General features: G+C 54.6%; 28 protein-coding genes. 17 read left to right on the forward strand and 11 right to left on the reverse strand.

What is annotated here, in order from left to right:
- The first annotated feature begins 24 nt into the window (after nucleotides 1-24).
- Genes hisD through hisH form a run of 3 tightly spaced genes read left to right on the forward strand, consistent with a single transcriptional unit; the run spans nucleotide 25 to nucleotide 2,573 of the window.
- Nucleotides 25-1,329 (forward strand): histidinol dehydrogenase, encoded by a 1,305-nt coding sequence (hisD, locus tag MKZ15_RS00840; protein WP_339822239.1) that lies wholly within the window; start codon nucleotides 25-27, stop codon nucleotides 1,327-1,329.
- On the forward strand, nucleotides 1,322-1,936 hold the full coding sequence (gene hisB / locus MKZ15_RS00845) for an imidazoleglycerol-phosphate dehydratase HisB (RefSeq protein WP_193417299.1): 615 nt from the start codon (nucleotides 1,322-1,324) through the stop codon (nucleotides 1,934-1,936). Before hisD ends, hisB begins: the two co-directional genes overlap by 8 nt.
- 4 nt (nucleotides 1,937-1,940) lie before the next feature.
- Entirely contained in the window at nucleotides 1,941-2,573 is a 633-nt protein-coding gene (gene hisH / locus MKZ15_RS00850; protein WP_339819062.1) for an imidazole glycerol phosphate synthase subunit HisH, read from the forward strand.
- 25 nt (nucleotides 2,574-2,598) lie between these two features.
- On the opposite strand, the gene MKZ15_RS00855 is transcribed toward hisH, so the two are convergent.
- Nucleotides 2,599-2,859 (reverse strand): hypothetical protein, encoded by a 261-nt coding sequence (locus MKZ15_RS00855; protein ID WP_193417297.1) that lies wholly within the window; start codon nucleotides 2,857-2,859, stop codon nucleotides 2,599-2,601.
- A 55-nt stretch (nucleotides 2,860-2,914) separates the two neighbouring features.
- Between MKZ15_RS00855 and hisA the strand changes: the two genes are divergently transcribed.
- From hisA to MKZ15_RS00880, 5 genes are read left to right on the forward strand one after another with little or no spacing between them, the layout of a single operon-like run.
- Nucleotides 2,915-3,670: a 1-(5-phosphoribosyl)-5-[(5-phosphoribosylamino)methylideneamino]imidazole-4-carboxamide isomerase gene (gene hisA / locus MKZ15_RS00860; protein WP_193417296.1), complete on the forward strand. Its 756-nt coding sequence runs from the start codon at nucleotides 2,915-2,917 to the stop codon at nucleotides 3,668-3,670.
- Nucleotides 3,671-3,692: 22 nt separating this feature from the next.
- Nucleotides 3,693-4,451, forward strand: coding sequence for an imidazole glycerol phosphate synthase subunit HisF (gene hisF, locus MKZ15_RS00865; RefSeq protein ID WP_193417295.1), 759 nt, complete (start codon nucleotides 3,693-3,695; stop codon nucleotides 4,449-4,451).
- Nucleotides 4,448-5,158, forward strand: a complete 711-nt coding sequence (gene hisIE, locus MKZ15_RS00870) for a bifunctional phosphoribosyl-AMP cyclohydrolase/phosphoribosyl-ATP diphosphatase HisIE (protein ID WP_193417294.1) — start codon at nucleotides 4,448-4,450, stop codon at nucleotides 5,156-5,158. The genes hisF and hisIE overlap by 4 nt, the downstream gene beginning before the upstream one ends.
- A gap of 18 nt (nucleotides 5,159-5,176) precedes the next feature.
- On the forward strand, nucleotides 5,177-6,013 hold the full coding sequence (gene hisJ, locus MKZ15_RS00875) for a histidinol-phosphatase HisJ (protein WP_193417293.1): 837 nt from the start codon (nucleotides 5,177-5,179) through the stop codon (nucleotides 6,011-6,013).
- A 17-nt stretch (nucleotides 6,014-6,030) separates the two neighbouring features.
- Nucleotides 6,031-6,978 (forward strand): ribose-phosphate pyrophosphokinase, encoded by a 948-nt coding sequence (locus MKZ15_RS00880; RefSeq protein WP_155606916.1) that lies wholly within the window; start codon nucleotides 6,031-6,033, stop codon nucleotides 6,976-6,978.
- A 50-nt stretch (nucleotides 6,979-7,028) separates the two neighbouring features.
- Here MKZ15_RS00880 and MKZ15_RS00885 read toward each other — a convergent pair whose 3' ends face one another.
- Nucleotides 7,029-7,421 carry a DUF1801 domain-containing protein gene (locus tag MKZ15_RS00885; protein WP_213623034.1) on the reverse strand — a complete coding sequence of 131 codons (393 nt, stop codon included), beginning with the start codon at nucleotides 7,419-7,421 and terminating at the stop codon, nucleotides 7,029-7,031.
- A 22-nt stretch (nucleotides 7,422-7,443) separates the two neighbouring features.
- Here MKZ15_RS00885 and MKZ15_RS00890 point away from each other — a divergent pair, with 22 nt between their 5' ends.
- From MKZ15_RS00890 to trxB, 3 genes are all read left to right on the forward strand, one after another.
- Nucleotides 7,444-7,731, forward strand: coding sequence for a hypothetical protein (locus MKZ15_RS00890; protein ID WP_339819070.1), 288 nt, complete (start codon nucleotides 7,444-7,446; stop codon nucleotides 7,729-7,731).
- Between the two features lie 50 nt (nucleotides 7,732-7,781).
- A complete protein-coding gene (locus MKZ15_RS00895) occupies nucleotides 7,782-9,518 on the forward strand; it encodes a tetratricopeptide repeat protein (protein ID WP_339819073.1) in 1,737 nt (578 codons plus the stop codon).
- Between the two features lie 111 nt (nucleotides 9,519-9,629).
- Entirely contained in the window at nucleotides 9,630-10,586 is a 957-nt protein-coding gene (trxB, locus tag MKZ15_RS00900; protein ID WP_155606919.1) for a thioredoxin-disulfide reductase, read from the forward strand.
- A 287-nt stretch (nucleotides 10,587-10,873) separates the two neighbouring features.
- Here trxB and MKZ15_RS00905 read toward each other — a convergent pair whose 3' ends face one another.
- Genes MKZ15_RS00905 through MKZ15_RS00920 form a run of 4 tightly spaced genes read right to left on the reverse strand, consistent with a single transcriptional unit; the run spans nucleotide 10,874 to nucleotide 14,354 of the window.
- Nucleotides 10,874-11,476, reverse strand: a complete 603-nt coding sequence (locus tag MKZ15_RS00905) for a response regulator transcription factor (protein ID WP_155606920.1) — start codon at nucleotides 11,474-11,476, stop codon at nucleotides 10,874-10,876.
- The gene (locus MKZ15_RS00910) at nucleotides 11,473-12,696 is read right to left on the reverse strand and encodes a sensor histidine kinase (RefSeq protein WP_213623036.1); all 1,224 of its coding nucleotides are present in this window, start codon (nucleotides 12,694-12,696) and stop codon (nucleotides 11,473-11,475) included. Before MKZ15_RS00910 ends, MKZ15_RS00905 begins: the two co-directional genes overlap by 4 nt.
- 6 nt (nucleotides 12,697-12,702) lie before the next feature.
- Nucleotides 12,703-13,440, reverse strand: a complete 738-nt coding sequence (locus tag MKZ15_RS00915) for an ABC transporter permease (protein WP_339819076.1) — start codon at nucleotides 13,438-13,440, stop codon at nucleotides 12,703-12,705.
- Nucleotides 13,441-13,442: 2 nt separating this feature from the next.
- Complete coding sequence (locus MKZ15_RS00920; RefSeq protein ID WP_339819079.1) at nucleotides 13,443-14,354, reverse strand: ABC transporter ATP-binding protein; 912 nt, start codon at nucleotides 14,352-14,354, stop codon at nucleotides 13,443-13,445.
- 264 nt (nucleotides 14,355-14,618) lie between these two features.
- Between MKZ15_RS00920 and MKZ15_RS00925 the strand changes: the two genes are divergently transcribed.
- The 3 genes from MKZ15_RS00925 to MKZ15_RS00935 all read left to right on the forward strand — a co-directional run bounded on the left by MKZ15_RS00925 (nucleotide 14,619) and on the right by MKZ15_RS00935 (nucleotide 17,933).
- Nucleotides 14,619-16,031 (forward strand): carbohydrate ABC transporter substrate-binding protein, encoded by a 1,413-nt coding sequence (locus MKZ15_RS00925; protein ID WP_239483722.1) that lies wholly within the window; start codon nucleotides 14,619-14,621, stop codon nucleotides 16,029-16,031.
- Nucleotides 16,032-16,106: 75 nt separating this feature from the next.
- A complete protein-coding gene (locus MKZ15_RS00930; protein ID WP_193417286.1) occupies nucleotides 16,107-17,075 on the forward strand; it encodes a sugar ABC transporter permease in 969 nt (322 codons plus the stop codon).
- Between the two features lie 3 nt (nucleotides 17,076-17,078).
- Nucleotides 17,079-17,933, forward strand: coding sequence for a carbohydrate ABC transporter permease (locus MKZ15_RS00935; protein ID WP_193417285.1), 855 nt, complete (start codon nucleotides 17,079-17,081; stop codon nucleotides 17,931-17,933).
- 114 nt (nucleotides 17,934-18,047) lie between these two features.
- Here the strand turns inward: MKZ15_RS00935 and MKZ15_RS00940 are convergent, their stop codons facing one another.
- The 5 genes from MKZ15_RS00940 to MKZ15_RS00960 are packed head-to-tail and all read right to left on the reverse strand — an operon-like array spanning nucleotide 18,048 to nucleotide 22,564.
- On the reverse strand, nucleotides 18,048-18,788 hold the full coding sequence (locus MKZ15_RS00940) for an ABC transporter permease (protein WP_339819082.1): 741 nt from the start codon (nucleotides 18,786-18,788) through the stop codon (nucleotides 18,048-18,050).
- 1 nt (nucleotide 18,789) lies between these two features.
- Nucleotides 18,790-19,506 carry an ABC transporter permease gene (locus tag MKZ15_RS00945; protein ID WP_155606927.1) on the reverse strand — a complete coding sequence of 239 codons (717 nt, stop codon included), beginning with the start codon at nucleotides 19,504-19,506 and terminating at the stop codon, nucleotides 18,790-18,792.
- The gene (locus MKZ15_RS00950) at nucleotides 19,503-20,417 is read right to left on the reverse strand and encodes an ABC transporter ATP-binding protein (RefSeq protein ID WP_339819084.1); all 915 of its coding nucleotides are present in this window, start codon (nucleotides 20,415-20,417) and stop codon (nucleotides 19,503-19,505) included. Before MKZ15_RS00950 ends, MKZ15_RS00945 begins: the two co-directional genes overlap by 4 nt.
- Nucleotides 20,418-20,477: 60 nt before the next feature.
- Complete coding sequence (locus tag MKZ15_RS00955) at nucleotides 20,478-21,887, reverse strand: HAMP domain-containing sensor histidine kinase (protein WP_339819085.1); 1,410 nt, start codon at nucleotides 21,885-21,887, stop codon at nucleotides 20,478-20,480.
- Nucleotides 21,884-22,564, reverse strand: a complete 681-nt coding sequence (locus tag MKZ15_RS00960; protein WP_155606929.1) for a response regulator transcription factor — start codon at nucleotides 22,562-22,564, stop codon at nucleotides 21,884-21,886. The genes MKZ15_RS00955 and MKZ15_RS00960 overlap by 4 nt, the downstream gene beginning before the upstream one ends.
- 195 nt (nucleotides 22,565-22,759) lie before the next feature.
- Between MKZ15_RS00960 and MKZ15_RS00965 the strand changes: the two genes are divergently transcribed.
- From MKZ15_RS00965 to rapZ, 3 genes are all read left to right on the forward strand, one after another.
- The gene (locus tag MKZ15_RS00965; protein WP_339819088.1) at nucleotides 22,760-24,046 is read left to right on the forward strand and encodes a DUF438 domain-containing protein; all 1,287 of its coding nucleotides are present in this window, start codon (nucleotides 22,760-22,762) and stop codon (nucleotides 24,044-24,046) included.
- A 350-nt stretch (nucleotides 24,047-24,396) separates the two neighbouring features.
- Nucleotides 24,397-25,347, forward strand: a complete 951-nt coding sequence (locus tag MKZ15_RS00970) for an ROK family glucokinase (RefSeq protein WP_155606931.1) — start codon at nucleotides 24,397-24,399, stop codon at nucleotides 25,345-25,347.
- A 344-nt stretch (nucleotides 25,348-25,691) separates the two neighbouring features.
- Nucleotides 25,692-26,582, forward strand: a complete 891-nt coding sequence (gene rapZ / locus MKZ15_RS00975; RefSeq protein ID WP_193417279.1) for an RNase adapter RapZ — start codon at nucleotides 25,692-25,694, stop codon at nucleotides 26,580-26,582.
- Nucleotides 26,583-26,675: the final 93 nt, after the last annotated feature.

Below are 26,675 nucleotides of genomic sequence, written 5' to 3' on the forward strand. Positions count from 1 at the left end.
AGGAAAGCAGGGGGATGCCGGATGATGAAACTGGTATCGGCAGAGGAGTTTGATTTGCGGCGGGAAGTAGAATACGGATCGCCGGAACAGAACGAAGCGGTGAAGACGATCGTCCAGGCAATCAAAATGGAAGGCGATGCGGCGTTGCTTCGTTACACAGAGCAATTTGACGGCATGAAGCTGGAAGCGTCGGGGCTGCGTGTGACGAAGGAGGAGCTGAAAGCGGCGTATGACGTGGTAGAGCCGTCGTTCGTTACCGCGATTCAGGCAGCGGCCGCGAATATTCGGGCGTTCCACGCCCGGCAGAAACGCAATTCCTGGATGGATTTGCAGCCGGACGGGAGCTTGCTGGGACAAATCATCCGGCCGCTGAAGCGCGTCGGGGTTTACGTTCCTGGCGGGAAGGCGGCCTACCCTTCCTCCGTGCTCATGAACGTGATCCCCGCGCAGGTGGCGGGCGTGCCGGAGATCGTGATGGTGACGCCGCCGGCGACGGGCGGCAAAGCCGGGATCGACCCGTATATCCTCGTGGCCGCGGCGGAAGCCGGCGTTCACGAAATCTACCGGGTCGGCGGGGCTCAAGCGGTTGCCGCGCTCGCGTACGGCACCGACACGATCCGGCCCGTCGATAAAATCTGCGGGCCGGGCAACATCTACGTCGCGTTAGCCAAACGCGAAGTGTACGGCGTCGTCGATATCGACAGTATCGCCGGTCCTAGTGAAATCGCCGTGCTGGCCGACGACAGCGCCAATCCCGCCTATGTGGCGGCGGATCTGCTGTCCCAGGCCGAACACGACGAGATGGCGTCGGCGATCCTCGTGACGCCATCGGAGGCATTTGCGAAGGCGTGCCAGGCCGAGGTGGAGCGGCAGCTGGCCGCGCTGCCGCGCAAGGCGATTGCCGGAGCTTCGATCGAGCGTTACGGCGCGATTCTACTCGTCGATTCGATCGAAGAAGGAATCGACGTGATTAATCAGCTGGCGCCGGAGCATTTTGAACTGATCGTAGAGAATCCGATGGGTTATCTGGGGCGGGTGGAGAATGCCGGGGCGATTTTCCTCGGGCCGTACAGCTCGGAGCCGGTTGGCGATTATTTCGCCGGACCGAACCATATCATTCCGACCAACGGCACGGCGCGATTCTCGTCGCCTGTCGATGTGGACGATTTTATTAAGAAATCCAGTTTGATTTACTATAGCAAGGAAGCGCTGCTGGAGAACGGGGCGACCATTATGGAGCTGGCGCGGCGGGAAGGCCTGGAAGGCCATGCCCGGGCGATCGAGGTCCGGCTGCAGCAGGAAGGAAAGGCGGGGAACGAACATGGCTAATTTGAATAACGAGGGAACGGCGGCTCGACAATCGAGCGTCAGCCGCAAAACGAATGAAACCGATATCCAGTTGAGCTTTGCGGTGGACGGTAGCGGGAGCGCTCAATTGGAAACGGACGTGCCTTTTTTGAACCATATGCTCGATTTGTTCACCAAACACGGACATTTTGATTTATCGGTCCAAGCACGCGGCGATATTGAGATCGACGACCATCATACGGTGGAGGATATCGGCATATGCCTGGGTCAGGTGATCCGGGAGGCGTTGGGCGACAAAAAGGGAATCAAACGCTATTCGAGCGTGTTCATTCCGATGGACGAAGCGTTGGCTCAAGTGGTGATCGACGTTAGCAACCGGCCGCATTTCGAATATCGCGCGGAATATCCTTCCGATCGGGTCGGCAGCTTCGATGTGCAGCTCGTGCATGAGTTTCTGTGGAAGCTGGCGCTGGAGGCGCGGATCACGCTGCACGTGATTGTGCACTACGGTCAGAACACGCACCACATGATCGAGGCGGTGTTCAAAGCGCTCGGGCGGGCGCTGGATGAGGCGACGAGCATCGATCCGCGAGTCAGCGGGGTGCCGTCGACGAAAGGAGTGCTGTAACGCAATGAACATCGCCATCGTCGATTACGGGATGGGCAACCTGCATAGCGTTAGCAAAGCGGTAGAGCGCCTCGGCTACGAAGGCCGCGTCACCGCGGACGAGGCGGAGATCCTGGCGGCGGACGGCGTGCTGCTGCCGGGCGTTGGGGCTTTCGGCGACGCAATGGAGCATTTGCGCGCGTCGGGTCTGGACGCCGTGGTGCGGCAGGCGGCCGGTCAAGGTGTGCCGCTGCTCGGCATCTGCCTCGGGATGCAGCTGCTCTTCGGCGAAAGCGAAGAGCATGGGCGGAACGAGGGACTAGGCTTGCTGCCGGGCCGAGCGGTGCGGTTTGCGGGCACCGAAGGGTACAAGGTGCCGCATATGGGCTGGAACCGGCTGGCGTTCCTGCAGCCGGAGAACCCGCTGCTCGCGGGGCTGGAAGAGGGACATGTCTACTTCGTCCACTCCTACCACGTGTTAGCCGAGCAGCAAGAGGATGTGCTGGCCGTGACCGACTACGGCCATCCGGTGACCGCCATCGTCGGCCGCGGCAACGTGTTCGGGATGCAGTTTCATCCCGAGAAGAGCGGCGAGCTTGGCATGGCGCTGCTGCGCAACTTCCTGACGTTAGTGGAGCGGCGGCAGGTGGAAGCGTAGGTTTCACATTGCATCCGATCTGTTTTTAACGGTAATTTATGGCTTTATTTTTGCGGGTCGGCAGGGTTTGCGGGTGATTAGCGGTATATAGTGGCGTTATTATGGGGCAAGTTACTTCAAAACCAGCGATTTGGCTTAAATAACGCCAGAAAATACCGCTATTTTCGCTCAAACTGCATGAACGCGCCGAAATAGCGCCATAAATTACCGTTATTGCAGGTGTTGCTTCAAATCCGATTATTGCTGTCACCACATCAATTCCTACGATTGCAGTCAACGCAATCATTACACGATTACATCGCAGTTTTCAGATCAACTACGACGGGAGGTCGTTTTCATCCATGTCATCTTTTATGATTTATCCAGCTATCGATATTCGCGGGGGGCAATGCGTGCGTCTGGTCCAAGGCGATTACGATCGCGAAACGGTGTATAATGCCAATCCGGTGGAAGTGGCCCGTTCCTGGGAAGCGCAAGGCGGGTCGTTTATTCATTTGGTCGACTTGGACGGCGCCAAGGCCGGACATCCGGTCAACGACGAGCTGATCGGCGAAATTGCCCGCAGCGTGCAAGTGCCGGTGCAGGTCGGCGGCGGGCTGCGCACGTTGGATGACGTTAAACGCCTGCTGTCGCTGGGCGTAAGTCGGGTCATTCTCGGCACGGCGGCGATCGAAGACCGCGCGTTTACCGAAGCGGTGCTGGGCACTTACGGCGATCAGGTCGCCATCGGCATCGATGCCCGGAACGGCCTTGTCGCCACGCGCGGCTGGCTGGAAACATCCGAGGTCCAAGCCGAAGTGCTGGCGAAGGAGTTGGCCGCCAAAGGGGCGGAGACGTTTATCTTCACGGACATTTCCCGCGACGGGATGATGCAAGGTCCTAACGTTGAAGCGATCCTATCGCTGGCTCAGGCATCCGGCAAAACCGTGATTGCCTCCGGCGGGGTGACGGTGCAGGACGATTTGCTGCGACTCGCGGCGCATGCGGATCAAGGGATCGGTGGGGTGATCGTGGGCAAAGCGCTGTACACGGGAAACATCGATTTGACCCAAGCAATCACGGCGATTGGATCCTTGAAATCCTCGAACGTAGAATAGATAGAAAGGAAGTCGAACCAGCATGCTCGCAAAGCGAATTATCCCCTGCCTGGACGTGAAGGACGGGCGGGTCGTCAAAGGCGTGAATTTTGTGAACCTGCGTGATGCCGGCGACCCTGTAGAGCTGGCGGCGTTGTATGATCGGGAGGGAGCGGATGAGCTCGTGTTCCTGGACATTTCCGCATCGCACGAAGGACGGGCTACGATGGTCGAGGTCGTGAAGCAAACGGCAGGCGAAATTGCCATCCCGTTTACGGTTGGCGGCGGGATCTCCCAAGTCGATGACATGAAGCGCCTGCTGCGCGCCGGAGCCGATAAGATCGGCATTAATACGGCGGCGGTGGTGAATCCCGAGCTGATCTCGGATGGGGCACGGCGCTTCGGTTCCCAGTGTATCGTGGTGGCGGTAGATGCCAAGTTTAACGCCGAGTGGGGCGAGTGGGAAGTGTACACCCACGGCGGACGCAAGCCGACAGGGATCCGCGCCCTCGCTTGGGTGCAAGAAGCCGAGAAGCGGGGAGCCGGGGAAATTTTGCTGACGAGCATGGACGCCGACGGCACCAAGGACGGATTCGATTTGCCGCTGACGAGCGCGGTGAGCCGGTCGGTAGGGATCCCGGTCATCGCCTCCGGGGGGGCCGGAAAGGCGAACGATTTTTACGAGGTATTTACCGAAGGACAGGCAGACGCGGCGCTGGCGGCGACGATTTTTCATTATAAAGAAATTGCGATACCGGATTTGAAACAAGAGCTGAAAGCCAAAGGGGTGGAAATACGATGACCGTAGGAAATGAACAACCGCTGCAATTATCGCTATCTGTAGAGGGACTGGAGCAAGCGGTGAAATGGGATGCATCCGGGCTGGTTCCGGCGATTGTGCAGGATGCGGGCAGCAAGGACGTGCTGATGCTAGCCTACATGAACCGCGAGTCGCTGCGAAAATCGGTGGAAACCGGATTAACCTGGTTCTGGAGCCGGTCGCGCGCTGAGCTGTGGAACAAAGGGGCGACCTCCGGCAACACCCAGCGGATCACGGCCTTGAAATACGACTGTGACGGAGACACGCTATTGGTCGAGGTGATTGCGAATGGGCCAGCTTGCCATACCGGGGAGCCGACTTGCTTCTATCGCACGGCAGCTGAGGCTGAGATAGCGGCAGCTTCAACTGGGTTAAATGGCGGGGCCGAGGATCGCTTCAAGGTGCTCGCAGAGCTGGAACAGCTGATCGCCGAGCGTTACGCGGAACGTCCGGAAGGGGCGTATACCACGTATTTGTTTGAGAAAGGTCTCGATAAAATCCTCAAAAAAGTCGGCGAAGAGACCGCCGAGTCGATCATCGCGGCCAAAAACGGCGATAACGACGAGCTGCGTTACGAAGTGAGCGATCTGATCTATCACTTGCTGGTGCTGCTGCGCGAACGCAACCTGCCGCTCGATGATATCATGCAGGAGCTGGAGCGGCGTCACGAACGGCCGCGGCGCGACTAGAGCGGGGTGCATAAACGGATGCTGATCGATTACCATACGCATCATGAACGCTGCGGACATGCCGTTGGCGCGTTGGAGGAGTACGTTCGCCGGGGGATCGAAATCGGCTTGTCCCAGCTTGGCGTCTCCGACCATATGCCGCTGCTGCATGTCGATCCGGCTACCTATTATCCGGAAATGGCCATGCCGATGGAGGAGTTGCCTCGTTATGTCGAAGAAGCGTTTCGGCTGAAGGAGAAATACCGCGGGCAAATCGATGTTCGGGTTGGTCTGGAAGGCGACTATATTGAAGGCTGGGAGGCGCGCATCGAGCAAATCATCACGGCTTATCCGTGGGATTATGTGATCGGTTCGGTGCATTTTCTCTGGGAATGGGATGTATCGGATTTCCGCCAGGTTCACAACTGGGAAGGCCAGGATGTGTTTGCGGTATATGAGCGGTATTATGATGCCGTGACGAAGGCCGCACAGACAGGATTCTACGACTTCCTCGGCCACCTCGATGTGATCAAGCGGTTTGGTTATACGCCGGGACCCGAACGGGAAGAAGAGACGATCCAGTTAGAACGTAAAACTTTGGCTGCCGTTAAGAAAGCCGGGATCGCGATGGAGCTCAACGCCTCGGGATTATCCAAGCCGTGCGCCGAGATGTTTCCGAGCGAAAGGATTTTGCGGGCCGCGATTGAGCTGGGTATTCCGCTCACCATCGGGTCGGATGCCCATGATCCGCAGAAACTGAGCGAACACCTGGATCAGGCACGTACCCTGCTATATAACCTGGGCGTACGGGAGTTGGCGACCTTTGAAGGACGTCGGCGGACGATGATTCCTCTGGAAGAGGGAAGTCGTAAATAAGGATTCGGGAGGATATTATGGAAGCCAAAATGCGTGTGTTTTCCGGTTCGTCCAATCCGAAGTTGGTGTCAGATATCTGCGGCCGGTTAGGTGTCGAACCCGGAAAAGTGAAGTTATCGCGATTCAAAAGCGGAGAAATTTATGTGCATTATGAAGAGAGCATCCGTAATTTCGATGTGTTTCTCGTTCAGTCGTTAGCCCATCCGATCAATGAGCTGTTCGTTGAGCTTCTGGTGATGATCGATGCGGCGAAACGGGCCTCTGCTCGAACGATCAACATCATTATGCCCTATTACGGTTACGCCCGGCAGGAACGCAAGTCTGCGCCGCGGGAGCCGATTTCGGCCAAGCTGCTCGCCGATGTGCTGACGACGGCGGGGGCGAACCGGGTGGTGACGATCGATTTGCACGCGCCGGCGATTCAAGGCTTCTTCAACATCCCGGTCGATCATTTGACCGCGCTGGACTTGATGACCGACTATCTGAAGGCCCAGCAGATCCCGAATCCCGTGATCGTCTCGCCGGATGCGGGACGCGCTTCGATGGCCGAAAAGCTGGCCAATGGGCTGGATTCGCCGTTCGCGATCATGATCAAGAAACGCCCCACGCACAACGAATCGGTGATCACGCACGTCATCGGCGACGTCGCCGGGCATACGCCGATCATTATCGAAGATTTGATCGATACCGGGACCACCATCGTTAACGTTGTGGAAAGCCTGAAAGAACGGGGGGCGGCGGACCCTTACGTGTGCGCGACGCATGGGCTCTTTTCCGAAAATGCTCTGGATAAGCTTCAGCACCCGAACATCCGCCAGGTGGTGGTCACCGATTCGATCGCACAGCCGGAGCTGCATTCGCCCCATGTACAGGTGCTCTCGGTCGCGCCGATGCTGGCCCGGGCCACGCAGTTTATCCTGGAAGGCGGATCCATTGCCGCTTTGTTCAAGGATCGGGGAATTTAGTCTAAACCGATTCGAGTAAATGCCGCCCTAGGGGCGGCTTTTTTTATGTTCTAACGTTTCTTCGCGGCTTTCTCTTCCGCGATCCGTTGGTTTTCCGCCACGCGGAAGAGAACGATGCGGCGAATCAAGTCCAGCGGCAGCGGCTGATTCAAGGGGAACTGTACGGACCCTTTGCCGCCCTTATAAATGGACAACTCCTCTGCAAATTCCTCCGTACCGCTAGGCGTTGGGTAAAAGCCGATATGCTTCTTAAAGGCCGCGAAATGCACCAGATTTTTGCCATTCGTTTCAAACGTCGGCATTTGGTAGCTGATTTTCTCTTTCGCGTCAGGCGCAACCTCCCGAACCAGCTTGCGGATTTGCTGCAGTCGGTCCTGAATCTCCGGCTGGAATTGGGCGATATATTCATCGATTGTGGCAAACGAGGGGTTATTCGCTTCCATCGTTTTACAAGGCCTCCTTCTCATGATTGCAGATATAGGGCGGTTTTTATTTTCGATGTCGCATATTTCTGAATATGGACCAGACGGCAAAGACCACAAGGGCGAGGATGAACGCGGTGACGATGATGTTTTCCCAGACAAACACCAGATGCATGATGGAAATAACTCCTTTCTCTGCAAATATCTTATTTATTCGGCTGCGAGAGGCGGTTTTCCTTCCGGCTTTGCCACATCCGTTATTTTCCGCCAGGATTCCCCGTGGGAGGACAGCTTCTCCTATGTTATACTGTGGAATGGAGAGTTTACCTGAGTGTACGGGAAGTAGACTTATCAGAAATGAAATCAAAGGAGGTGCCTTGCTTGAACGAAAAAAAGCGACCAACCAAAACCAAACGGGGAAAAGTGCTGCCCTTCTCGATGGATGCGGGGTTTTTCTTCGAGAGAGCTGTCTCTTCGTTGGACCGCTATCGCTATGACAAGGCATTGAAATATTTTCGAAAAGCCGTGGAATACGAACCGAGCAACCCGGTGAATCACTGCAATATGGCCGGGATTTTATCGGAAATGGGAGATTACGAGGCTTCCAATGAGGTGCTACAGACCGTCTTGGAAGAGGTTGACCCAGCCATGACGGAATGTTATTTCTACATGGCGAACAACTACGCCAATATGGATATGTTCGAAGCGGCCGAAGAGGCGCTCGTCAGTTATCTGGAGCAGGATGAGAGCGGTCAGTTTTTAAGCGAAGCCGAAGAGATGATCGACCTGCTGCAATACGAACTGGACCGGCCGACGAAGTTAAAAAGTATCAAGTCTCGGCATGGCGTATACGAGCATGATCAGGCTCGCGCGTTACTGGAAGAAGGAAAATTCTCGCAAGCCGTCAAAATGCTGGAGGAGTTGGTGCGGAACCACACTGACTTCTTAGCAGCCCGCAATAACCTAGCCTTAGGGTATTACTACCTGGGGTTGTTCCGCAAAGCGCTGGATACGGTGGGAGAGGTATTGGCACAAGACCCCGGGAATTTGCATGGTTTGTGTAATCTGGCGATTTTTTACCAGCATGAGGGGAACCACGAGGCACTGGAGGAGTTGGCCGGACGATTGGAAAATATCGTGCCCTTCCACCAGGAGCACGTATTCAAGCTGGCGACGACGATGGGCATTTTGGGCCGTCACAACGCGGCCTTCGGCCATTTCAGACGGCTGCTGCGCGGGGAGGATGCGTCCTTTGAAGCGAGCCTCTATCACTACGCGGCCGTGGCAGCGTATTATACCGGACGGCGATCTGAAGCGGAACAACTTTGGAATACGGCAAAAAGGCTGGACCCCGGCTCGAGCGTGTCGGACTATTATTTAAACTGTCTCGCCCAGGAGCGTGAGCATCCCGAAGCGGGGCCGTTTCCGGTGAATTATCAGTACCTGCTGCCGTTTGAGGAGCAAATGAAGCGCTGGGAGGTCACGGATCAAGGCATCCCAACCGAGTTGAAGGAGAATCCGTTGATCCGCTCTTCGTTCTTCTGGGCACTACGCCACGGGGATGCGAAGACAAAGCTTCAGGTGATTCAGGCGTTGGGCCTGATCGCTGATCGGGAAGTCGAGGAAGCGTTGCAAGGCTTTTTGCTGGAGCCGGAGGAAGATGCCTATCTGAAGGAAATGGCTCTGTTCGTGCTCCGGAATCTCGGCGTAAGCAATCCACTGCCCGTTCGAACCGGGGCGACGACGACCATGGTCGATCCCAGCCGTGTGTCGACAGAGCTACCGGTATGGCAGAACGAATGGCAGGCGGTCGTGGATTTGGCGATGGAGCGGATGAAGCGGAGCTTCGATCTTCAACAGCAGCATGATATGGAGACGTTGTGGGCGGATTTTCTCACCCGGTTATATCCGGATACGCCAACGATTTCCCATTTGGAAGGTTGGGCTGCGGCACTCGAGTATTTGACGGCCAAAATGCACGGCCTGGCGGTCACCTACGAACAGGTAGCGCAGAATTACAATATTTCAGCATCGACGGCACGCCGTTACGTCCAACGTGTGGATGAGGTGTGCGGGGTGAAAGAGAAGATTGAGGCGATTTTTCCGTCGGTCCAATAGTTTGTTTGCGGGTAAAGCGGGTCCAACTTGGGGAAAATTTGATGGAGCATTCCATTTACATAGGAATCGAGAGGTCGAGCAAATTCCTAGGAACCAAGGAGGTACGAACGAATGCATAAAGTGTTGGTGATTGGAACGGGGCCGGCCGGACTGACGGCGGCGATTTATTTGGCGCGGGCGAGCTTGAGCCCGGTGGTGATCGAAGGCCTGGAGCCCGGCGGGCAACTGACCACGACGACGGAAGTGGAGAACTTTCCAGGCTTTCCGGAAGGCATTATGGGGCCCGAGCTCATGGACAACATGCGTAAGCAGGCGGAGCGCTTTGGCGCTGAGTTTAGGAACGGTTGGGTCGAGGCGGTTGATTTTTCGAAACGGCCGTTTCAAGTGACATTAGAGGGCGGCGAGAGGCTGGAATCCGAAACGGTCATTTTGTCGACGGGAGCGTCGGCTAGGTATTTGGGGATTCCCGGCGAGCAGGAGAACGTTGGCCGGGGGGTCAGCACCTGCGCAACTTGTGACGGATTCTTCTTCCGCGGCAAGAAGCTTCTCGTTGTCGGAGGCGGCGACTCCGCGATGGAGGAAGCGAACTTCTTGACCCGATTCGCCACGGAGGTGACGATCGTGCATCGCCGGGGAGAGCTGCGCGCTTCGAAGATTATGCAGGATCGGGCCAAGGCCAACGAGAAAATTCGCTGGGCCTTGAATCGCACGCCCCTGGAAGTGGTGACGGAAGACGGCGGCAAGGTGAAGGGCCTAAAAGTACGCAACAATACCGGCGATCAGGAACAGCTGCTGGAAGCCGACGGGGTGTTCGTGGCGATTGGCCATACCCCGAACACCAAGTTCCTCGGCGGCGCGGTCGCGACGGATGAGCACGGGTACATCGTCGTCAAGCCGGGAACAACGGAAACGAATGTACCCGGAGTCTTCGCCTGCGGTGACGTGCAGGATACGCGGTACCGCCAAGCGATCACCGCGGCCGGGTCTGGATGCATGGCGGCGATGGATTGCGAGAAATTCCTCGAGGGCAGCATGGTGCACGATTGGAGCGGTCCGACGGGGAGTTGAGCGAGTGAATGGACAGGGGCGCAGAGCAGATTGTGTTGTTCTGGTCAGAATGTATGCGAAAAATCGATTACAATGTGGGAGTTTTCGGCGATTTCAAAGGAATGTATACGAAATTTCATACAGATTTAGGCAACCTCCAAACGAAGTCCTAGAATCTATATGAAAAACCGAATATATTTCGGACTTTTCGTCGTCTGCGCCCTATTGTATGCGAAAAATCGTATATAACTTTAAAAGGACGCCGATCTTCGGCGTCCTTTTGTGTGTCTTCGTGTCCAGCGAGCTGCTCAAATCCAGCCGTTCTCCTCCGCGAGGCGTACCGCTTCAATACGGGTTTTGACCTCCAGCTTGTTCAAAACTTCCGAAATATAATTGCGGACGGTGCCGTAGGACAAGTGCAGGGATCCGGCAATTTCCCCAGCGGTACGGCCTTCGGCAGCCAGCCGTAGGATCTCCTGCTCGCGAGCGGTCAGGGGGTTATCACGGCGGAGGCTGCCGAAGACAAGCTCCGGCGAAGCTTCGCGGTGTCCGGCCATCACCCGGCGGATCGCTTCCGCCAGGCGATCGCTGGACTCGTCCTTGAGCAGATAACCTTGAACGCCGGTCTTGACAGCTCGCTCGAAGTAACCCGGCCGGGCAAACGTCGTCAGAATGATCACGCGGCACGGCGATCCCTGAGCTTGCAGCTTCTCGGCAACCTCGAGTCCGCTCATCAACGGCATTTCGATGTCCATCAGGCAGACATCCGGGCGCAGGGTCTCGATAAGCGCCAGCGCCCCGGCCCCGTCTCCGGCCTGGCCGACGACCTCAAGGTCGTCCTCCAGATCGAGCAGAGAGGCTAGCGCTCCCCGCAACATGCGTTGATCCTCGGCAATCACGATGCGGATCATGCTGTTTCCCCCTCTTTGTTGGCTTCCTTCACGATGAGCGGGATCGCGATCCGCAGCCGGGTGCCCCGGCGGGAGCCGGATTCGGGAGTGTCCGAGCGCCCCGGGACTCCTGGACCAACGGTTAATGCGCCGTCGATCAGCGACAGCCGCTCGGCCATGCCCTTCAGGCCGTTGCCCGCGACGCTGTCGCCCGGCGGCGTGAACGGCCCGTCGCCGTTGCCATCACCATCGCCCGCGTTCCGCGCGGCCAACCCAATGCCGTTGTCCTCGATTTGGAGCCGCACCTCGGCCGGGGCGATCTCGACCGTGACGGAGCATCGCGTAGCCCGGCTGTGCTTGACGATGTTCGTCACCGCCTCTTTGATGCAGAGGCTGACGATGTTCTGCGTCAAGTCCGACACGCCGGTTAGCCGCGGATCGCCCTCTACGTCAATGGCGATGTCGGCCGCCCGCAAGATTTCGCCGGCTTCGGCCAGGGCCTCCGCAACCGTAATCGCCCTCATGTCGGAGACGAGCTCCCGCACCTGACGCAAAGCTGCTCGGGAAGTTCGCTGGATTTCACGCGCTTCGGCCTGGGCCCGCTCGGAGTCTTTGCCTGCGAGCTTCTCGACCAGCTGACTCTTCAGCGTGATCAGGGACAAGGTATGCCCCAACGTGTCGTGCAAATCGCGGGCGATCCGCATCCGTTCCTCGCGCTTGATCAGCTCTTTGATTTGTTCGTTTGCCCGGTCAAGTTCCTGCTCCAGATGCTGCCGTCTTGCCATGGAACGGATGCCGTACGGCATCACCAGCATGATGAGCAGAAAGGGCACCAGGAACGGTAGGTCAGTAACCAGCAGATCCCGGGAGCCAATCAGGAGCGACAGCAATTCCACTGCAGCAAAGCAAGATATCGCGATATTAAATTTCTTATGGTCGGTGTACCAGCCGATAAAGTTCGAGGTGAAGAAACCCAGATAGAAATTGTATGGACTATAGAATGCGCAGAGCGCGAGAATCAACCCTAATTGAAGCGCAAGCCATAAGTTAAATGTTTGACCGGTAGCCCAGTATAACTGACGGTACGTCACCGCAAAGAGGGCAATCATGGCACAGCCGATAAACAGTTTGACGCCTTCCTCTCCGCGAATATTAACTATGGGAAGAGCGAGATAAATCGGCCAAATGTAAGGAAACCAGCCGTATTTTTTCGGAAATAATTCGAACTTGCCGAACCTCATGTGAAATTACACCGCTTCCTGTTTTTTTCGGATATATGTGGATAGTACCATAAACAGGAAGAGGTAGCCCAGCAAAATCAACACGTTGCGCCAGCTCGGTGCAACGCCCTGAACGATCGACCAGGCACCGCCGCCGAACTGGTAGGAGGGTAGCCATTTGCCGATGGCCTGCATCGCTTTAGGCAGCACTTCGATTGGCATCCACATCCCGCCCGTGACAGCTAGTGCGAGGTACAATACGTTACTGACACCGCTCGCCGTATCGACGCGTTTCATCAGACCGACCAGCGTGCCCAACGCGAGGAAAGGGAGCGAAGCCGCCACAATCCAAAGTCCGCTGTAGATCCACAGGTGCCAAGGCAACGATACCCCGTTAATCAAATACCCTGCGATAAAAATAAACACGACGGAAAACAGATGCATCATCGTTTGGCCGAACATTTTGCCGAAGAAGTATACCGGCCCGGGGAGCGGCGTGACTCGCATGAAGGTGGACCACCCTTGGGTTCGCTCCTGTACCAGCCGGATGCCGAGTGTCATGATCGCCGAACCCATGACGCTGAACGTTGTCATCGACATCAGGTAATGCGCTTGCCACTCGCCCGGAGTGTCGGCTCCGGTATTGACAAACCGAGTAAAGATAAAATAGAACATGACCGGCATTAACAGCGACCAGAAAACATAATAGGGATTGCGAAATACCCGTAGCATTTCCGCTTTGCATTGCATCGTTATCGTGCGCATCGTTAGACCGCCTCCTCTTCATGATTGGCCGTAAGCTGCTCGAATGCTTCGTCCAGACGACCCTGTTCGATTCGTATGTCGTGGACGGGAAGTCCGGCTGTAAACAAGGCAGCGAGCGCCGCATCCGTGTCGTCCGTCGTCACATGGATTCGGCCGTCTTTGTTGAAGCACTCCGCGACTGGGGAGAGCGCCAAAAGCTGGCTTCGCAGTTCGGTACCGTCGCCGTCGGTGAGGAAGGAAACGGAACGCTTGACGATACGCGATTTAATCGCTTCCGGCGTGCCGTCCGCAACCAGGCTGCCCCGGTTAAACAACAGGATCCGATCGGCGATATCGTCAGCTTCCTGCAAGTAATGCGTCGTGAAGACGATCGTCTTCCCTTGCTCGGCCAGTTGACGGACGCTGTCCCAGAAGCGCCGCCGGGCAGTGATATCAAGCCCGACAGTCGGCTCGTCGAAGAACACCAGCTCGGGGTTGCCCGCCAAGGCGAGGGCGAAGCCGAGGCTACGCTTTTGCCCGCCGGACAACTTCTCGGCATACCGGTTTAAATCGGTAGCCCCGAGCCCGGTCAGGCGGACGAGCTCAGCCAGATCCATCGGGTTCGGGTAGTAGCTGGAGATCAGCTCGAGAACCTCGCGCACCTTAAGCCGGTCCATGACGCTGACCTCTTGGAGCATGGCACCGGTCCGCTCCCGGACCGTTCGATCCTTAGGCGATTGACCAAACAGCTTTACGGTTCCGGCGGTAGGTTCGAGCAAGCCGAGAAGCATCGAGACCGCGGTTGTCTTCCCGGCTCCGTTCGGACCGAGAATCGCGGTGATGGAGCCTTTGGGAATGCGGAAGGATAGGTGATCGACCGCCTTTTTATCTTTGAAACTTTTGCTGACGTCGTGCATTTCAATGATGGATTCCACGTTAATTTTCGCCTCCAATTTCTGGTTTTTTATCGGTTAACTCTAGGATAATGGAACGCTCCGAACCTCGTTAGTAAGGATTGTCATGAGTTAAAGATGACAATTGTCACAAGGGGTTAAGCGGTTACAGGCTTCCTCCTGGCAAGACCCAAAAATAGTTGAACTTTTCCCAATAAGCGCTTACTTATGGAGAGGGGCAAGATGTATTAAAATATGAATGCGGTTACAAAATACCGAGTAGAAAACAAAAAGGGGAGGCAAAGCATGAAACGCATGAAACGCATGAAACACCTGTTGATCGGGATCTCTGCATTGCTGGTGATGACGACAGCCCTCACGGCTTGCGGAGGCAACAACTCCAAGAACGAATCGTCCTCGAATACGAATACGCCGACGGAATCGAATTCTTCCGCGGGTACAGGTTCTAAGGGTGAAAAGGTTACCATCAATCTGTGGAGCTTTACGGATGAAATTCCGAATATGACAACAAAATATTTGGAACTTCATCCAGATGCAAACGTTGAATTCAAAACCACAGTTATCGCTACTACTGATGGCGCTTACCAGCCTGCGCTTGACCAAGCTCTGGCCGGCGGCGGCAAAGACGCTCCGGACATCTATGCGGCTGAAGCAGCATTCGTCCTGAAGTATACGCAAGGTGATGCTTCCAGTTATGCGGCAAACTACGCTGACCTGGGCTTGACTGACCAAATGGTTAAGGACGCAGGCATCGCTCAATACTCTGTAGATATCGGTAGTAAAGAAGGCGCGTTGAAAGGCCTTGGCTACCAAGCAACTGGCGGCGCGTTCATCTACCGTCGTTCGATTGCGAAGGACGTATTCGGAACAGACGACCCAGCTGCAATCAAAGCTGAAGTTGGTCCTGGTTGGGATAAGTTCTTCTCGGCAGCTGAGAAGCTGAAAGCTAAAGGCTACGGCATCGTATCCGGTGACGGCGATATGTGGCATGCGATCGAGAACAGTTCCGAACAAGGTTGGATTGTAGACGGCAAACTTCATATCGATCCAAAACGTGAAGAGTTCATTGATCTCTCCAAAAAGTTGAAAGACAACGGTTTCCATAACGATACACAAGACTGGCAAGAAGCTTGGTTCGCGGATATGTCCGGAACCGGCCCTCAACCGATCTTTGGTTTCTTTGGTCCTGCTTGGCTCATCAACTACACAATGAAAGACAATGTAAAAGATACGAATGGTGACTGGGCAGTTACTGAACCACCAACAGGCTTCTTCTGGGGCGGTACTTGGCTCTTGGCTAACAAAGATGTAACCAAAGACGAAGCGAAGAAAAAAGCAGTTGCAGACTTTATCAATTGGGTAACGCTTGACTCTTCCGAAACGGGCCTCCAATATCTGTGGGCTAACGGCACGATGAAAGAGGGCGAGCAAGGGACGAAGGATAGCGTAGCTTCCTCCGTAGTTATGTCGAAATCGAATGGCGAAGTTCCATTGCTCGGCGGCCAGAACATGTTTGACATTTTCGTACCGGCTAACGCGAACGCTTCCGGTAAGAACTTGACGCAATACGACGAAACAATCAACAAACTCTGGCGCGATCAAGTTCGTGATTACACGGCAGGCAACAAATCCCGTGACGATGCGATCAAAACCTTCAAACAACAAGTGAAAGACCAACTTGGCATCGAAAGCGAATAAGAAGTTATAAGCGGTAGATGCGAAGGGGCGGGGTGTTTCCCGCCCCTTTATATCCATTAAAAAGAGGTGAGAGCCATGCGTCACAAAGGAGTTAATTATTCGAGATACGGGTATATTTTTTCTTTACCCTTTATTTTGATTTTTTTAGTTTTCTCGCTGTATCCCATTGTGTACACTCTAATCATCGGTTTCACGAATATGCAAGGTATTATCCCAAAACCGCTTGAAATTCTCGATAACCCTTTTCAAAACTTTAAAGATCTGATCCTTGAGAATGCTTCATTTAAGAAGTCTCTCGTTAATACAGGGCTGCTATGGGCTATCAACTTTGTCCCACAGATTGGCCTAGCACTCTTGCTCACCGCTTGGTTCACTAACAAGCGCCTAAATATTAAAGGACAAGGTGCATTCAAGATCTTGCTCTATATGCCGAATATTATCACTGCAAGTACGATTGCAGTGCTTTTTAGCTCCCTGTTCGCTTATCCAATGGGACCAATGAACAGTCTATTCCAAATGTTCGGTTGGTCCGATGCGCCGATCTTCTTCCTTCAGGACAAGACGACGGCGCGGGGGATCGTGGCATTCATCCAGTTCTGGATGTGGTATGGGAACACCATGATCATTCTGGTAGCAGGCGTTATGGGCATAAATCCTGCTTTATTTGAGTCCGCGGCAATTGACGGCGCGAACGGTTGGCAAACCTTCTTCCGCATCACGTTGCCAAGTCTTCGTACCATCTTGCTCTACACATTGATTACATCGATGATTGGCGGTTTAACGATGTTTGATATTCCGCAATTGTTCCTGCAAGGTGGACCTAGTGATGCTACACTTACGACTTCCGTCTTTATCTACACGCAAGCGTTCAAGGGAAGTTACATGTACAACAAAGCTGCAGCAGCAAGTATGATCTTGTTCTTGATCGCGGCCCTCTTGTCCGCAGTCTTGTTCTACCTGATGCGTGATCGGGATGCGGCGAAATTGAAAAAAGCACTGAAACAGCAGAAAAAGGCTGATCGTGCAGCTCAAGGGGAGGTGTAAGCCGTGGAAAAAATTAAAGAGGGTAGTGTCGTCGCGTTAAGAGTGAACCGGACGATTATTTATATCGTGTGTATCTTGTTGGCTCTACTCAGCATTCTTCCTTTCTGGATCATGTTTGTGAACGCCACACGTTCCACTCCTGAAATCCAGAGCGGCCTCTCGTTGCTTCCTTCATCTCATATGATGAACAACTTGCGTGTGCTGCTGGACAAGAGCTTTGACCCGATTCAAGGGTTCGTGAACTCGTTTACGATCTCGGGTGCTGCAACCATCCTGACGGTGTATTTCTCGTCCCTGACCGCTTATGGTCTTGTGGCTTATAACTGGAAGTTGCGTCAACCGTTCTTTACCTTTATTATGTGCGTGATGCTGATCCCAGCCCAAGCCAGCTCCATCGGTTTTTATCAGTTCATGTATAAATTACATTGGACCAATAACTTCCTTCCGCTGATTTTGCCAGCGATTGCAGCACCGGCTGTGGTATTTTTCATGCGTCAATACTTGCTTGCTACGTTGTCGTTGGAGATCGTCGAGGCAGCACGCGTAGACGGTTCCGGCGAATTCAAAACGTTTAACCGAATCATTCTGCCACTGATGATGCCGGCGATCGCAACTCAGGCCATTTTTGCCTTCGTAGCGAACTGGAACAACCTGTTTATGCCGCTCATTTTGCTGACGGATAAGAGTAAGTATACGATGCCGATCATGGTAAGCTTACTTCGCGGTGATATTTATAAGACGGAGTATGGTTCCATCTATATGGGGCTAGCGTTGACCGCGTTACCATTGTTCATTGTGTACTTCCTATTGTCCCGGTACATTATTGCCGGTGTCGCTTTAGGTGGCGTCAAAGAATAACCTGGTGTTTTAGCATTTCATAATACCCCCCCTATAAATAGAGGCCTCTAGATTGGCTTGGATGAGTAATGGCTCTTCCGGCTAATCTACAGGCCTTTTTGTAGTTGTGTGTTCCTACACCGCTTTGCGTCGGAAGTACAGCATGCCGGCTGCCAGGAACAATAGGAAGCTGCCGAGAACGGTGATAAACAGGCTCTCATACGGCAGATTAAAGGCGCCGTAATCCGCCTGCCCGCGCGGCATCATGGCCAGTAGCGGCTGGGCCCATGGGTAGTATGGGCCTATTTTAGCCGAGTTGATAATCAGCAAGTTCGGAATCGTCAGCGAGACATTGACCGCGAGCGGGGCGGCAAAGCTGGTCCAAACCAGCGATACGCCCATCTGCAAGGCGACAAGCGGCAAGCAGGCAATTAGACCGCCGAGAAGACTCGTAGCGATCATTCCCCAAGGTAACGGGCCGGAAATGCCCTGGACCTGCGCCACGATCAGGAGAGCGGCTAAGAACAGCAACTGGGAGACGGCTAGCAACCCGAAGACAACGGTGAACTTGGCCATGTATACTGCGCTGCGTGAGACAGGTAATACAAGCAGCTGCTTCCATCCGCCGCCGGTATGCTCGTAGCGGCACAGAAACGACGGGAACAAGCCGGACATAATAGGCAAGAACAACAGCCCGTGAAGCATTGACATACCGCTGATCAAGAGCGGCCAGGCGCTCGCATCCAAGCCGTCCGGAAGATCGATCAAGACGCCGATCAGGGCGGATAAGGCCGGGCTGGCTAACAGGACGAGCCACACGCGGGATCTCGCCATTTTTAGGCGTTCGGCGGCCAAGACGTTCAGAAAGGTTCTCATCTTAGTCCACGTCCTTTCGGTTGAAATGAATTAACCCGATCAGGAGGATGACCGCGCCGACGGCCAGGCCAGCCGCCACGAACCATTCGCGGTGCGGGCCGAAAAGCCCGAACATCGGCCAGTTCAGGGGGAACCATTCCGACAGATTCATCGTAAACGGCGAGATGATCGAAATGGTCACACCAAGGGACACCGGAAGCGCTTGGTTGCGATAAGCCAGTGAAAGCCAGAGCTGCAAGGCCAGAAGCGGAAGTACGGCAAACAGCGGATAAAATCCCAGGCGTGCCAAATCCGGAAAAGGGATCGATCCGGGTTTGAAGCCGAAGGATACCCCAAGAATCACTGTGGCGATTGATAACAACACGCACGATACGCATAGCAACAGGAAGCACAGCAGGAACTTGGCGCTGAACACCGCGGTCCGGGAGATCGGCAGAGCGAGCAGTTGCTTCAAAGAGCTCACCTGATGCTCCACATTGGCGACCAGCGAGCTAATCAGCGTGCATCCGAGATAAAGGGCAATGGGAACAAAAAACGAGATGTTCTCTAATAATCCGCCCCATGGATCGCTCGCATGCTGCTTCATCATCCAGTCAAAGCGCAGCCCATAATTGAGCGCCTGCATGACGATCAGCCCGATCGGAGCCAGGAAAATCAAGAACCAAATGCCTTTGCGTCGAATCTTCAGGAAGTCGGAGGATAGGGAGCGCAACATCATAACGCTGCCCCCTCCCCGATCACCTGCATGAAGATGTCCTCGAGCGATTTTTTCTTCTGTTCAACGCGATAAACGGAATGTCCATTTTCCACCAATCGTTTGACCAGATGGGCCACCTGGGCATCAGCCATGCCCGGAAACGAGAGGGTTCCGCTCTGCAGCTTGCCGGCTGCGCCCAGATCGCGGGCGATCCAGAGCGCCTCGTCCGGCTCCGATACGACGAGTTCCATATCATGCGCCGATCGGAGCCGCAGATTGTCGATTGTATCCTGAAACACCATCCGGCCTTCGCGGATGATGCCCACTTTACTGGCCATCAGTTCCATTTCGCCGAGCAGATGGCTGGATACCAGTACGGTGATACCGTACTGCTGAGGCATGCTCTTGATCAATTCGCGGATCTCGTGGATGCCGGAAGGATCCAGCCCATTCGTCGGCTCGTCCAGGATGAGCAGCTCAGGATTACCGAGCAACGATGCCGCGATGCCAAGACGTTGCTTCATCCCGAGGGAGAAGCCCTTCACAGGCCGGCGTGCTTCGCTGGTTAACGAGACGATCTCCAGCACTTCGTCGATCCGCGATTTTGGCACCTGCAGAATGCGGCGAATTGCCTCCAGATTATCAATCGCGCTCAAATGGCCGTAATAAGACGGGGATTCGACCAGCGAGCCGATGCGGCGCAGGATGGCCAGCTTGTCTCGTTGCAGCTCGCGGCCGAAAATGTGGATCGAACCAGAGGTCGGCTGAATTAAGCCAAGCAGCATGCGGATCGTCGTTGTTTTCCCAGCGCCATTAGGCCCCAGGAACCCGTAGATGTCTCCTTTGGCGATCTCCAGGTTTAAATGGTCTACCGCGGCGCGGCCACGGTATTTTTTCGTTAAGCCTTCTGTTTGAATGATCATTTCATTCACGATCTATCACCTCGGAAATGATCATATCGTCCGGAGTTTAAAGACATAGACAGAGGAAGTTTAAGATTCGTTTAATTTTATGGACGGATAAATATATATCTTCGTTCCCTCATCCGTGGATACCGTGTCCCGGGTAAGCCCCATTTCCCGCAGCAGCAGATCGACGATCTGCAGGCCTAGCCCAGCTCCTACAGCGGCTGAAGCGGACTCCATCCCAGGGCCGCGGTCCCCGATCACGAGGGCTATAGCATCGCCACGAGGCTCTACTGTAATCCCCGCATAACGTCCGGAACCCGCATGCCGTACGAGGTTCTGGAACAGGTTATCCAGCACGCGGCGGAAGCCCTGGGCATCAATGTTCCAGTAGAGCGGCTGCTCCGGCAACTCGACATCGGCCGTGATCCCGGCCTTCTCCCAAACGGGATACCAGGCGGCGGCACTCTCCCTTACCAGCCGCATAACATCAAGCCGCTCCAAGGACATGGCATAACGCCCGCTGGAGAGCAGGTTATACGATAATAGATGGTCCATCAGGCCGGACAAATCGCTGATTTTGGTCTCCATCAAAGTCAGCGATTGCCGGCCCTGATCACTTAATGACTCTTGGCGGAGCGAATACAAATGGCTCCCCAGCACAGTCAGCGGCGTACGCAGGTCATGCGATAAATGGCTGATCAGGCTCTTGCGCAGTTCTTCTTCCTCGCTTTCGCGCTGGCGGCTGTCCTTCAGTTCGAATACCATGTGGTTAAAAGCTTGCTCCAACCGGCCGATTTCGTCCGGTCGCCCTTCATGGATAAGAGAGGGAAGCCCATCGGGGCCCGGACGGGTCATGCCGGCCTCCAGTCGCAGCAGCCGTTTGCGAATATCGCTGAAGAACAGATAGGACAGCAGCACGAACGCCCCCAGTAGAATCGCTAAAAAAACGCCGTAGAAACGGCTGTCGCTTTGCCGGTCCACATCTTGGATCACCATAAATTTACGCGGGAGCTCCAGTACCATGAAGCCCTGCTTGGCCCGTTCGTTCCCGCCAATGAAAGCGACGACCGTAAAAGGGTCGGCGTCCACGCGTTGCTTCATGAAGGCGATGGTGTCTTCCAGGGACCACTGCTTCGGCACCGTTCCCTGTTCCGGCAGCTGCAGACGGGTTTGTCCGGCTGTGTCGACCCAATACAGCGCGGCGTCGGGATAACGCTTCTTCAGCTCCTTGAGTTTCCCGTCGATGGTTTCGACAGAAGCTCCTTTCAGCCCGGCGGCAGCCTGGTGCCAAGTGGTCTCGATGTCCATACCCGTCCCGTAGGGGCGTTTGGTTTGTTGCCATAAATGTCCCGGATTCATCAGCAAATTGATACTCCAAGACGCGAAAAAACTAACCGGAATAAGAACGGGGATGAAGACAAAAGCGATTACCAGGATCAACACGTATCTCGTGAGCAGCGATTTGCGGAACTTGCGAACCGGACGGAATCTCATGCTCTCACCCGATACCCGATCCCGCGAATCGTCTCAATGACTTCGGGATTCGCGGGATCGCGTTCCAGCTTCTCGCGCAGGTGGCGGATATGGACCATCAAGGTTTTGTCCCCGTCCAGATAGGGTTCATTCCATACCGCTTCGTAGATCTGCTCTTTGGTCAGGATTTGCCCGAGATGGCGCAGCAGGTAGGCAAAAATATGAAACTGTTTACCGGTCAACACGATTTCTTCGCCGGTGTTCTGATCGATGATCCGATTTTCTTTTTCATACACAAGCAAATGTTTAAGGCGCAGCGGCTCCGGGTCGGCGGAACCCCCGCTGCGGCGCAGCAGCACCTCGATCCGGGCCGCCAGCTCGTCGGGGTGGAACGGCTTCGTCAAATAATCGTCGGCGAATTTGAGCCCCTGCAGCTTGTCGTCGATTGAGGTTCGGGCCGACAGCATCAGCACCGGAAGCTCAGGGTACTGCTGCTTTAAACGTCCTCCTATGGTGAAGCCGTCCAAGCCAGGAAGCATCACATCGAGAATGACCAGCTGGCACTCGGCAGCCTTCTCCACGGCATGTTCCCCGCTCTTCAGCCAGGTAACGGCGTAACCGCGCTCCTGCAAATTTGTGCTGACCCATTCGCCGATTTCGAGATCGTCTTCAATATATAGCAAATTTGTTATAGGCATGATGGCATTCCTCCTCCTTCTATTTTGGCAAAAGACGGAGAAAAAAGAAACGGGAGGAACCATGATTCGCTCGGAATATTTGTGATTGCAATCACAAGCCGGCAATTTTCCCTGTGCTACCTTGTTCTTGAGAATGGTTATCAGCGAGAGAGTCGGAAGAGACAGAAGTTAAACCCTATAAGGAGGGACTGGACCATGAGTGAATTGATCAATAATCGGGAGTTTGGCGCTCCGGAACTGAACCGGCGTCAGCAACTGCTGAAAGAAATCATTAAAGAGCTGCATCAGGGCAAGAGCGTAGACGAAGTAAAGGCGCGGTTTGAAGCGGCGGTCGGCGACGTGACCGTCTCGGAAATCTCCGCGATGGAGCATGCGCTGATGGAAGAGGAAGGCATCCCCGTTGAGGAGGTACAGCGGTTGTGCTCGGTCCATACGGCGATATTTAAGGGCTCGATTGAAGATATTCACCGCTCGTCCAAGCCGGAGGAACAGCCAGGCCATCCGGTGCACACCTTTAAGCAGGAAAACCGTGAGATCGAGCGACTGGTCAATTTCAAGCTGCGGCTACATCTCGACAAGTACCGGAAGGAAGCCGGCGAGGAGCTGGTATTCAAGCTGTTGGAGGATTTAAGCCTGCTTCTGGACCTGGATAAGCACTACAGCCGCAAAGAAAACCTGCTGTTCCCGTATTTGGAGAAGTACGGCGTCTACGGACCGACGAAGGTGATGTGGGGAATTGATGACGGAATTCGCATGATGATTAAGGAAACAAAGGGCAAGCTGGCGAACGGCAGCGCAGATCAGGAGACGATCCTCCTGGATCTCGAACGGATCATTAAGGAAGTCAACGAAATGATCTTTAAAGAAGAGAATATTTTGCTGCCGATGGCCCTTGAGAAGTTAACGGAAGACGAATGGGTCAGCATCGCCAGGGAAAGCGAACAAATTGGCTTCTGCTTGACGGCACCGGAGCACGAATGGATTCCGGAGCGTGTGCCGCTTCAGCCTTCAGACAGCGAATCGGGAGGAACTGCGGCCGAAGCCGGGGGAACCGCCCCAGAGGGGACGGCAGTCCCGCAGGGCTTCGTCAAATTCGAAACCGGCATTCTGTCGATGGAGCAGCTGGAGGCGGTGATGAACCATCTCCCGGTCGATTTGACGTTTATTGACGAGAACGATGTCGTCCGTTATTTCTCTCACGGTAAGGAACGGATATTTGCCCGGACGAAGGCGGTCATTGGTCGAACCGTGCAAAATTGCCATCCGCCGCAAAGCGTCCATGTCGTCAACCAATTGTTGGAGGATTTCAAAGCAGGGCGGAAGGATGCCGAGGATTTCTGGATTCCGATCAAGGACAAATTCGTTTACATCCGCTATTTTGCCGTTCGCAGCGAAGATGGCCGTTATTTGGGAACGCTCGAATTCACGCAGAATATCGCTCCCATTCGTGAGTTGGAAGGGCAAAAACGGATTTTATCCTAAATTCGCACGGCACGCGACATACCCCCGGCATTCGTATTGCGAATGCCGGTTTTTTTATGGGCATTGTTGAGGTGACGAGGTCAAAGGGAATTAGTGGGTTTTGGGGTCGCATCCACCTGTCTGTGATCTACGTCATTTACGCAAAATCCCTTATCGTTACTGGGATTGCCGTTTCCCCCTTCTCTTGACCGAACCGAAGGGTTCGCTTATAGTTGGTACGTAGGAGTAAACTACTTGCGAAGGCGTTTTCAGTCATGGCGCGGTCAGCGTGGTGATGGATAGAGAATGGCCTTTTTGCACGTATGGACACGTAAATTATCTATTATTTAAGAAAAAGGTGGCTTGTGAAAATGTCTGAAAAAATCTACATTGGCGTTGACTTGGGCGGTACGGCAGTCAAGGTTGGCATTTGCAATGAAGAAGGTCAACTTCTTCATACGTATGAAGGCCCGACCGAAGTCGATAAGGGCGCGGATACGATCGTCGCGAACATCGAGAAGTACGTCCGGCGCGTCGTGGAAGAATCGCCGTTCGCCTGGGAGCAGGTCGCGGGGGTAGGCGCTGGCGTGGCTGGGTTTACGAATGTCCGCGAGGGGATCATTATTTTGGCGCCGAATGTAGGTTTGAAGGATTTCCCGATTCGTGAGATTTTGGAACAGCGACTGGGCAAGCCGATCAAAATAGACAACGATGCCAATGTGGCGGCGCTGGGCGAAGCCTGGGGCGGAGCTGGCAAAGGAATCGAGAACTGCGTTTGCTACACGCTGGGCACTGGCGTTGGCGGTGGCATCATCATGAACGGTAAAATTTATCAAGGGTTCTCCGGGATGGCCGGCGAGCTTGGGCATATGTCCGTCGTTCCGGACCTGGAAGCGATCGGCTGCGGCTGCGGACAAATGGGCTGCCTGGAGACCGTCTCTTCGGCTACGGGCATTATCCGTATGGCTAAGGATGCCGTGGCACGCGGGGACCGGACGTCGCTGTCGCATGTGGAGAACATCATGGCCAAGGACGTCTTTGATGCGGCTAAAGCCGGTGACGAGGCGGCGATCCGTATCGTGAACCGTGCGGCCTATTATCTGGGCAAATCGATGGCGGCGGTTGCGGTCGTTCTGAATCCAGAACTGTTTATCGTCGGTGGAGGGGTATCCAAAGCAGGCGACATTCTGTTTAACGAAGTCCGCAGCGTATTCGCCAAATTGACGCCGGAGCCGGTGCAAAGAGGCATGCAAATCGTACCGGCTACGCTGGGCAATGATGCGGGGATGGTTGGTGCCGCCGGCCTCTTCCTCCGCTCCTAATTATTAAGGAAGTTCAAAAAGTCGTCTTATCATCATGAAGATGAGTCAGTGCGATGTATACCTGCAGGCTAACGGACACCAGAGACGCTATTCGTCCGTTGCAGACCCATTGCGGATTCTAACGGACCGAGGAGACCCTATTTCAGGCAAATGCAGCGAAATGGCCGACCTACGAGCCCAATAAGGTCTCTGAGGTCCGTTACAGCGGGAAACCGCCGGAAAATCGGGCAATAAGGTCATTACGGTCCGTTAGGATCAGTGACGTTCAAGCAGGTCGGCTAATGGTTTGCTGAGGAGAAAAAAAGAACATGGGACAAGGAGAATTTCGCGAGGAGGGAACAACAATGCCGGAGAAGGAAACAGGTTCGGTCGCCAATCTGATCATTATCACGGGCATGTCGGGGGCAGGTAAATCGCTGGCCGTACGGAGTCTGGAAGATCTCGGATTTTTTTGCGTGGATAATTTGCCTCCGGTGCTGATTCCCAAATTCGCCGAATTGATTGAGCAGTCCAAAGGGAAAATTGCCAAGGTCGCGCTCGTCATCGACCTGCGCGGCCGGGAATTCTTCACGGCGCTGTCGGAGTCGCTTAGCTTTATTAAGGAACATTTCACCATCAAGTGTGAAATCCTGTTCCTCGATGCCACCGACTCGATTCTCGTACAGCGGTATAAGGAAAGCCGCCGCCGTCATCCGCTAGCCCCAGAAGGTATGCCGCTCGACGGCATTCGGCTGGAGCGTAAAATGCTGGATGAATTGCGGATGTCGGCAACCCAGGTGATTGATACCAGCAACATGAAGCCGGCGCAGCTCAAGGAGAAGATCATTTCCCGCTTCTCACATCTGGAGAGCAGCAATTTATCGGTAAATATTACTTCGTTCGGATTCAAATACGGCATCCCAATCGACGCTGACCTGGTGTTCGACGTTCGCTTCTTGCCGAATCCGCATTATATCGAGCAGCTTCGTCCGCACACGGGACAAGACAGCGATGTATATGAATATGTTATGAAGTGGCCGGAGACCCAAACGTTCCTGGCCAAACTGCTGGATATGCTGCATTTTCTGTTGCCGCAGTACCATAAAGAGGGGAAAAGCCAGGTGATCATCGGGATCGGCTGCACCGGCGGGAAACACCGCTCGGTTGCGATTGCCGAATACCTCGGTCGGATGCTCGGCGTCAGCGAAACGGAAACGGTTCGCGTGAGTCATCGCGACGAGGGTCGAGACCGTTAATCTAGCTCCCCTGCAAGTATAGAGGCTATTCAGAAGGAGGATCCGATCTCCTTTGAACCCTCATTAAGAGGTGAACCAAGTGATACATCGGGC

The organism is Paenibacillus sp. FSL R7-0216 (assembly GCF_037969915.1).
Taxonomy (GTDB): Bacteria; Bacillota; Bacilli; order Paenibacillales; family Paenibacillaceae; genus Fontibacillus; species Fontibacillus rhizolycopersici.

Coding starts and splice junctions, on each gene's coding strand:
- hisD (WP_339822239.1), top strand. CDS start 25: ATGAAACTGGTATCGGCAGAGGAGTTTGATTTGCGGCGGGAAGTAGAA.
- hisB (WP_193417299.1), top strand. CDS start 1,322: ATGGCTAATTTGAATAACGAGGGAACGGCGGCTCGACAATCGAGCGTC.
- hisH (WP_339819062.1), top strand. CDS start 1,941: ATGAACATCGCCATCGTCGATTACGGGATGGGCAACCTGCATAGCGTT.
- MKZ15_RS00855 (WP_193417297.1), bottom strand. CDS start 2,859: ATGATTGCGTTGACTGCAATCGTAGGAATTGATGTGGTGACAGCAATA.
- hisA (WP_193417296.1), top strand. CDS start 2,915: ATGTCATCTTTTATGATTTATCCAGCTATCGATATTCGCGGGGGGCAA.
- hisF (WP_193417295.1), top strand. CDS start 3,693: ATGCTCGCAAAGCGAATTATCCCCTGCCTGGACGTGAAGGACGGGCGG.
- hisIE (WP_193417294.1), top strand. CDS start 4,448: ATGACCGTAGGAAATGAACAACCGCTGCAATTATCGCTATCTGTAGAG.
- hisJ (WP_193417293.1), top strand. CDS start 5,177: ATGCTGATCGATTACCATACGCATCATGAACGCTGCGGACATGCCGTT.
- MKZ15_RS00880 (WP_155606916.1), top strand. CDS start 6,031: ATGGAAGCCAAAATGCGTGTGTTTTCCGGTTCGTCCAATCCGAAGTTG.
- MKZ15_RS00885 (WP_213623034.1), bottom strand. CDS start 7,421: ATGGAAGCGAATAACCCCTCGTTTGCCACAATCGATGAATATATCGCC.
- MKZ15_RS00890 (WP_339819070.1), top strand. CDS start 7,444: ATGATTGCAGATATAGGGCGGTTTTTATTTTCGATGTCGCATATTTCT.
- trxB (WP_155606919.1), top strand. CDS start 9,630: ATGCATAAAGTGTTGGTGATTGGAACGGGGCCGGCCGGACTGACGGCG.
- MKZ15_RS00905 (WP_155606920.1), bottom strand. CDS start 11,476: ATGATCCGCATCGTGATTGCCGAGGATCAACGCATGTTGCGGGGAGCG.
- MKZ15_RS00910 (WP_213623036.1), bottom strand. CDS start 12,696: ATGAGGTTCGGCAAGTTCGAATTATTTCCGAAAAAATACGGCTGGTTT.
- MKZ15_RS00915 (WP_339819076.1), bottom strand. CDS start 13,440: ATGCGCACGATAACGATGCAATGCAAAGCGGAAATGCTACGGGTATTT.
- MKZ15_RS00925 (WP_239483722.1), top strand. CDS start 14,619: ATGAAACGCATGAAACGCATGAAACACCTGTTGATCGGGATCTCTGCA.
- MKZ15_RS00930 (WP_193417286.1), top strand. CDS start 16,107: ATGCGTCACAAAGGAGTTAATTATTCGAGATACGGGTATATTTTTTCT.
- MKZ15_RS00940 (WP_339819082.1), bottom strand. CDS start 18,788: ATGAGAACCTTTCTGAACGTCTTGGCCGCCGAACGCCTAAAAATGGCG.
- MKZ15_RS00945 (WP_155606927.1), bottom strand. CDS start 19,506: ATGATGTTGCGCTCCCTATCCTCCGACTTCCTGAAGATTCGACGCAAA.
- MKZ15_RS00955 (WP_339819085.1), bottom strand. CDS start 21,887: ATGAGATTCCGTCCGGTTCGCAAGTTCCGCAAATCGCTGCTCACGAGA.
- MKZ15_RS00960 (WP_155606929.1), bottom strand. CDS start 22,564: ATGCCTATAACAAATTTGCTATATATTGAAGACGATCTCGAAATCGGC.
- MKZ15_RS00965 (WP_339819088.1), top strand. CDS start 22,760: ATGAGTGAATTGATCAATAATCGGGAGTTTGGCGCTCCGGAACTGAAC.
- MKZ15_RS00970 (WP_155606931.1), top strand. CDS start 24,397: ATGTCTGAAAAAATCTACATTGGCGTTGACTTGGGCGGTACGGCAGTC.
- rapZ (WP_193417279.1), top strand. CDS start 25,692: ATGCCGGAGAAGGAAACAGGTTCGGTCGCCAATCTGATCATTATCACG.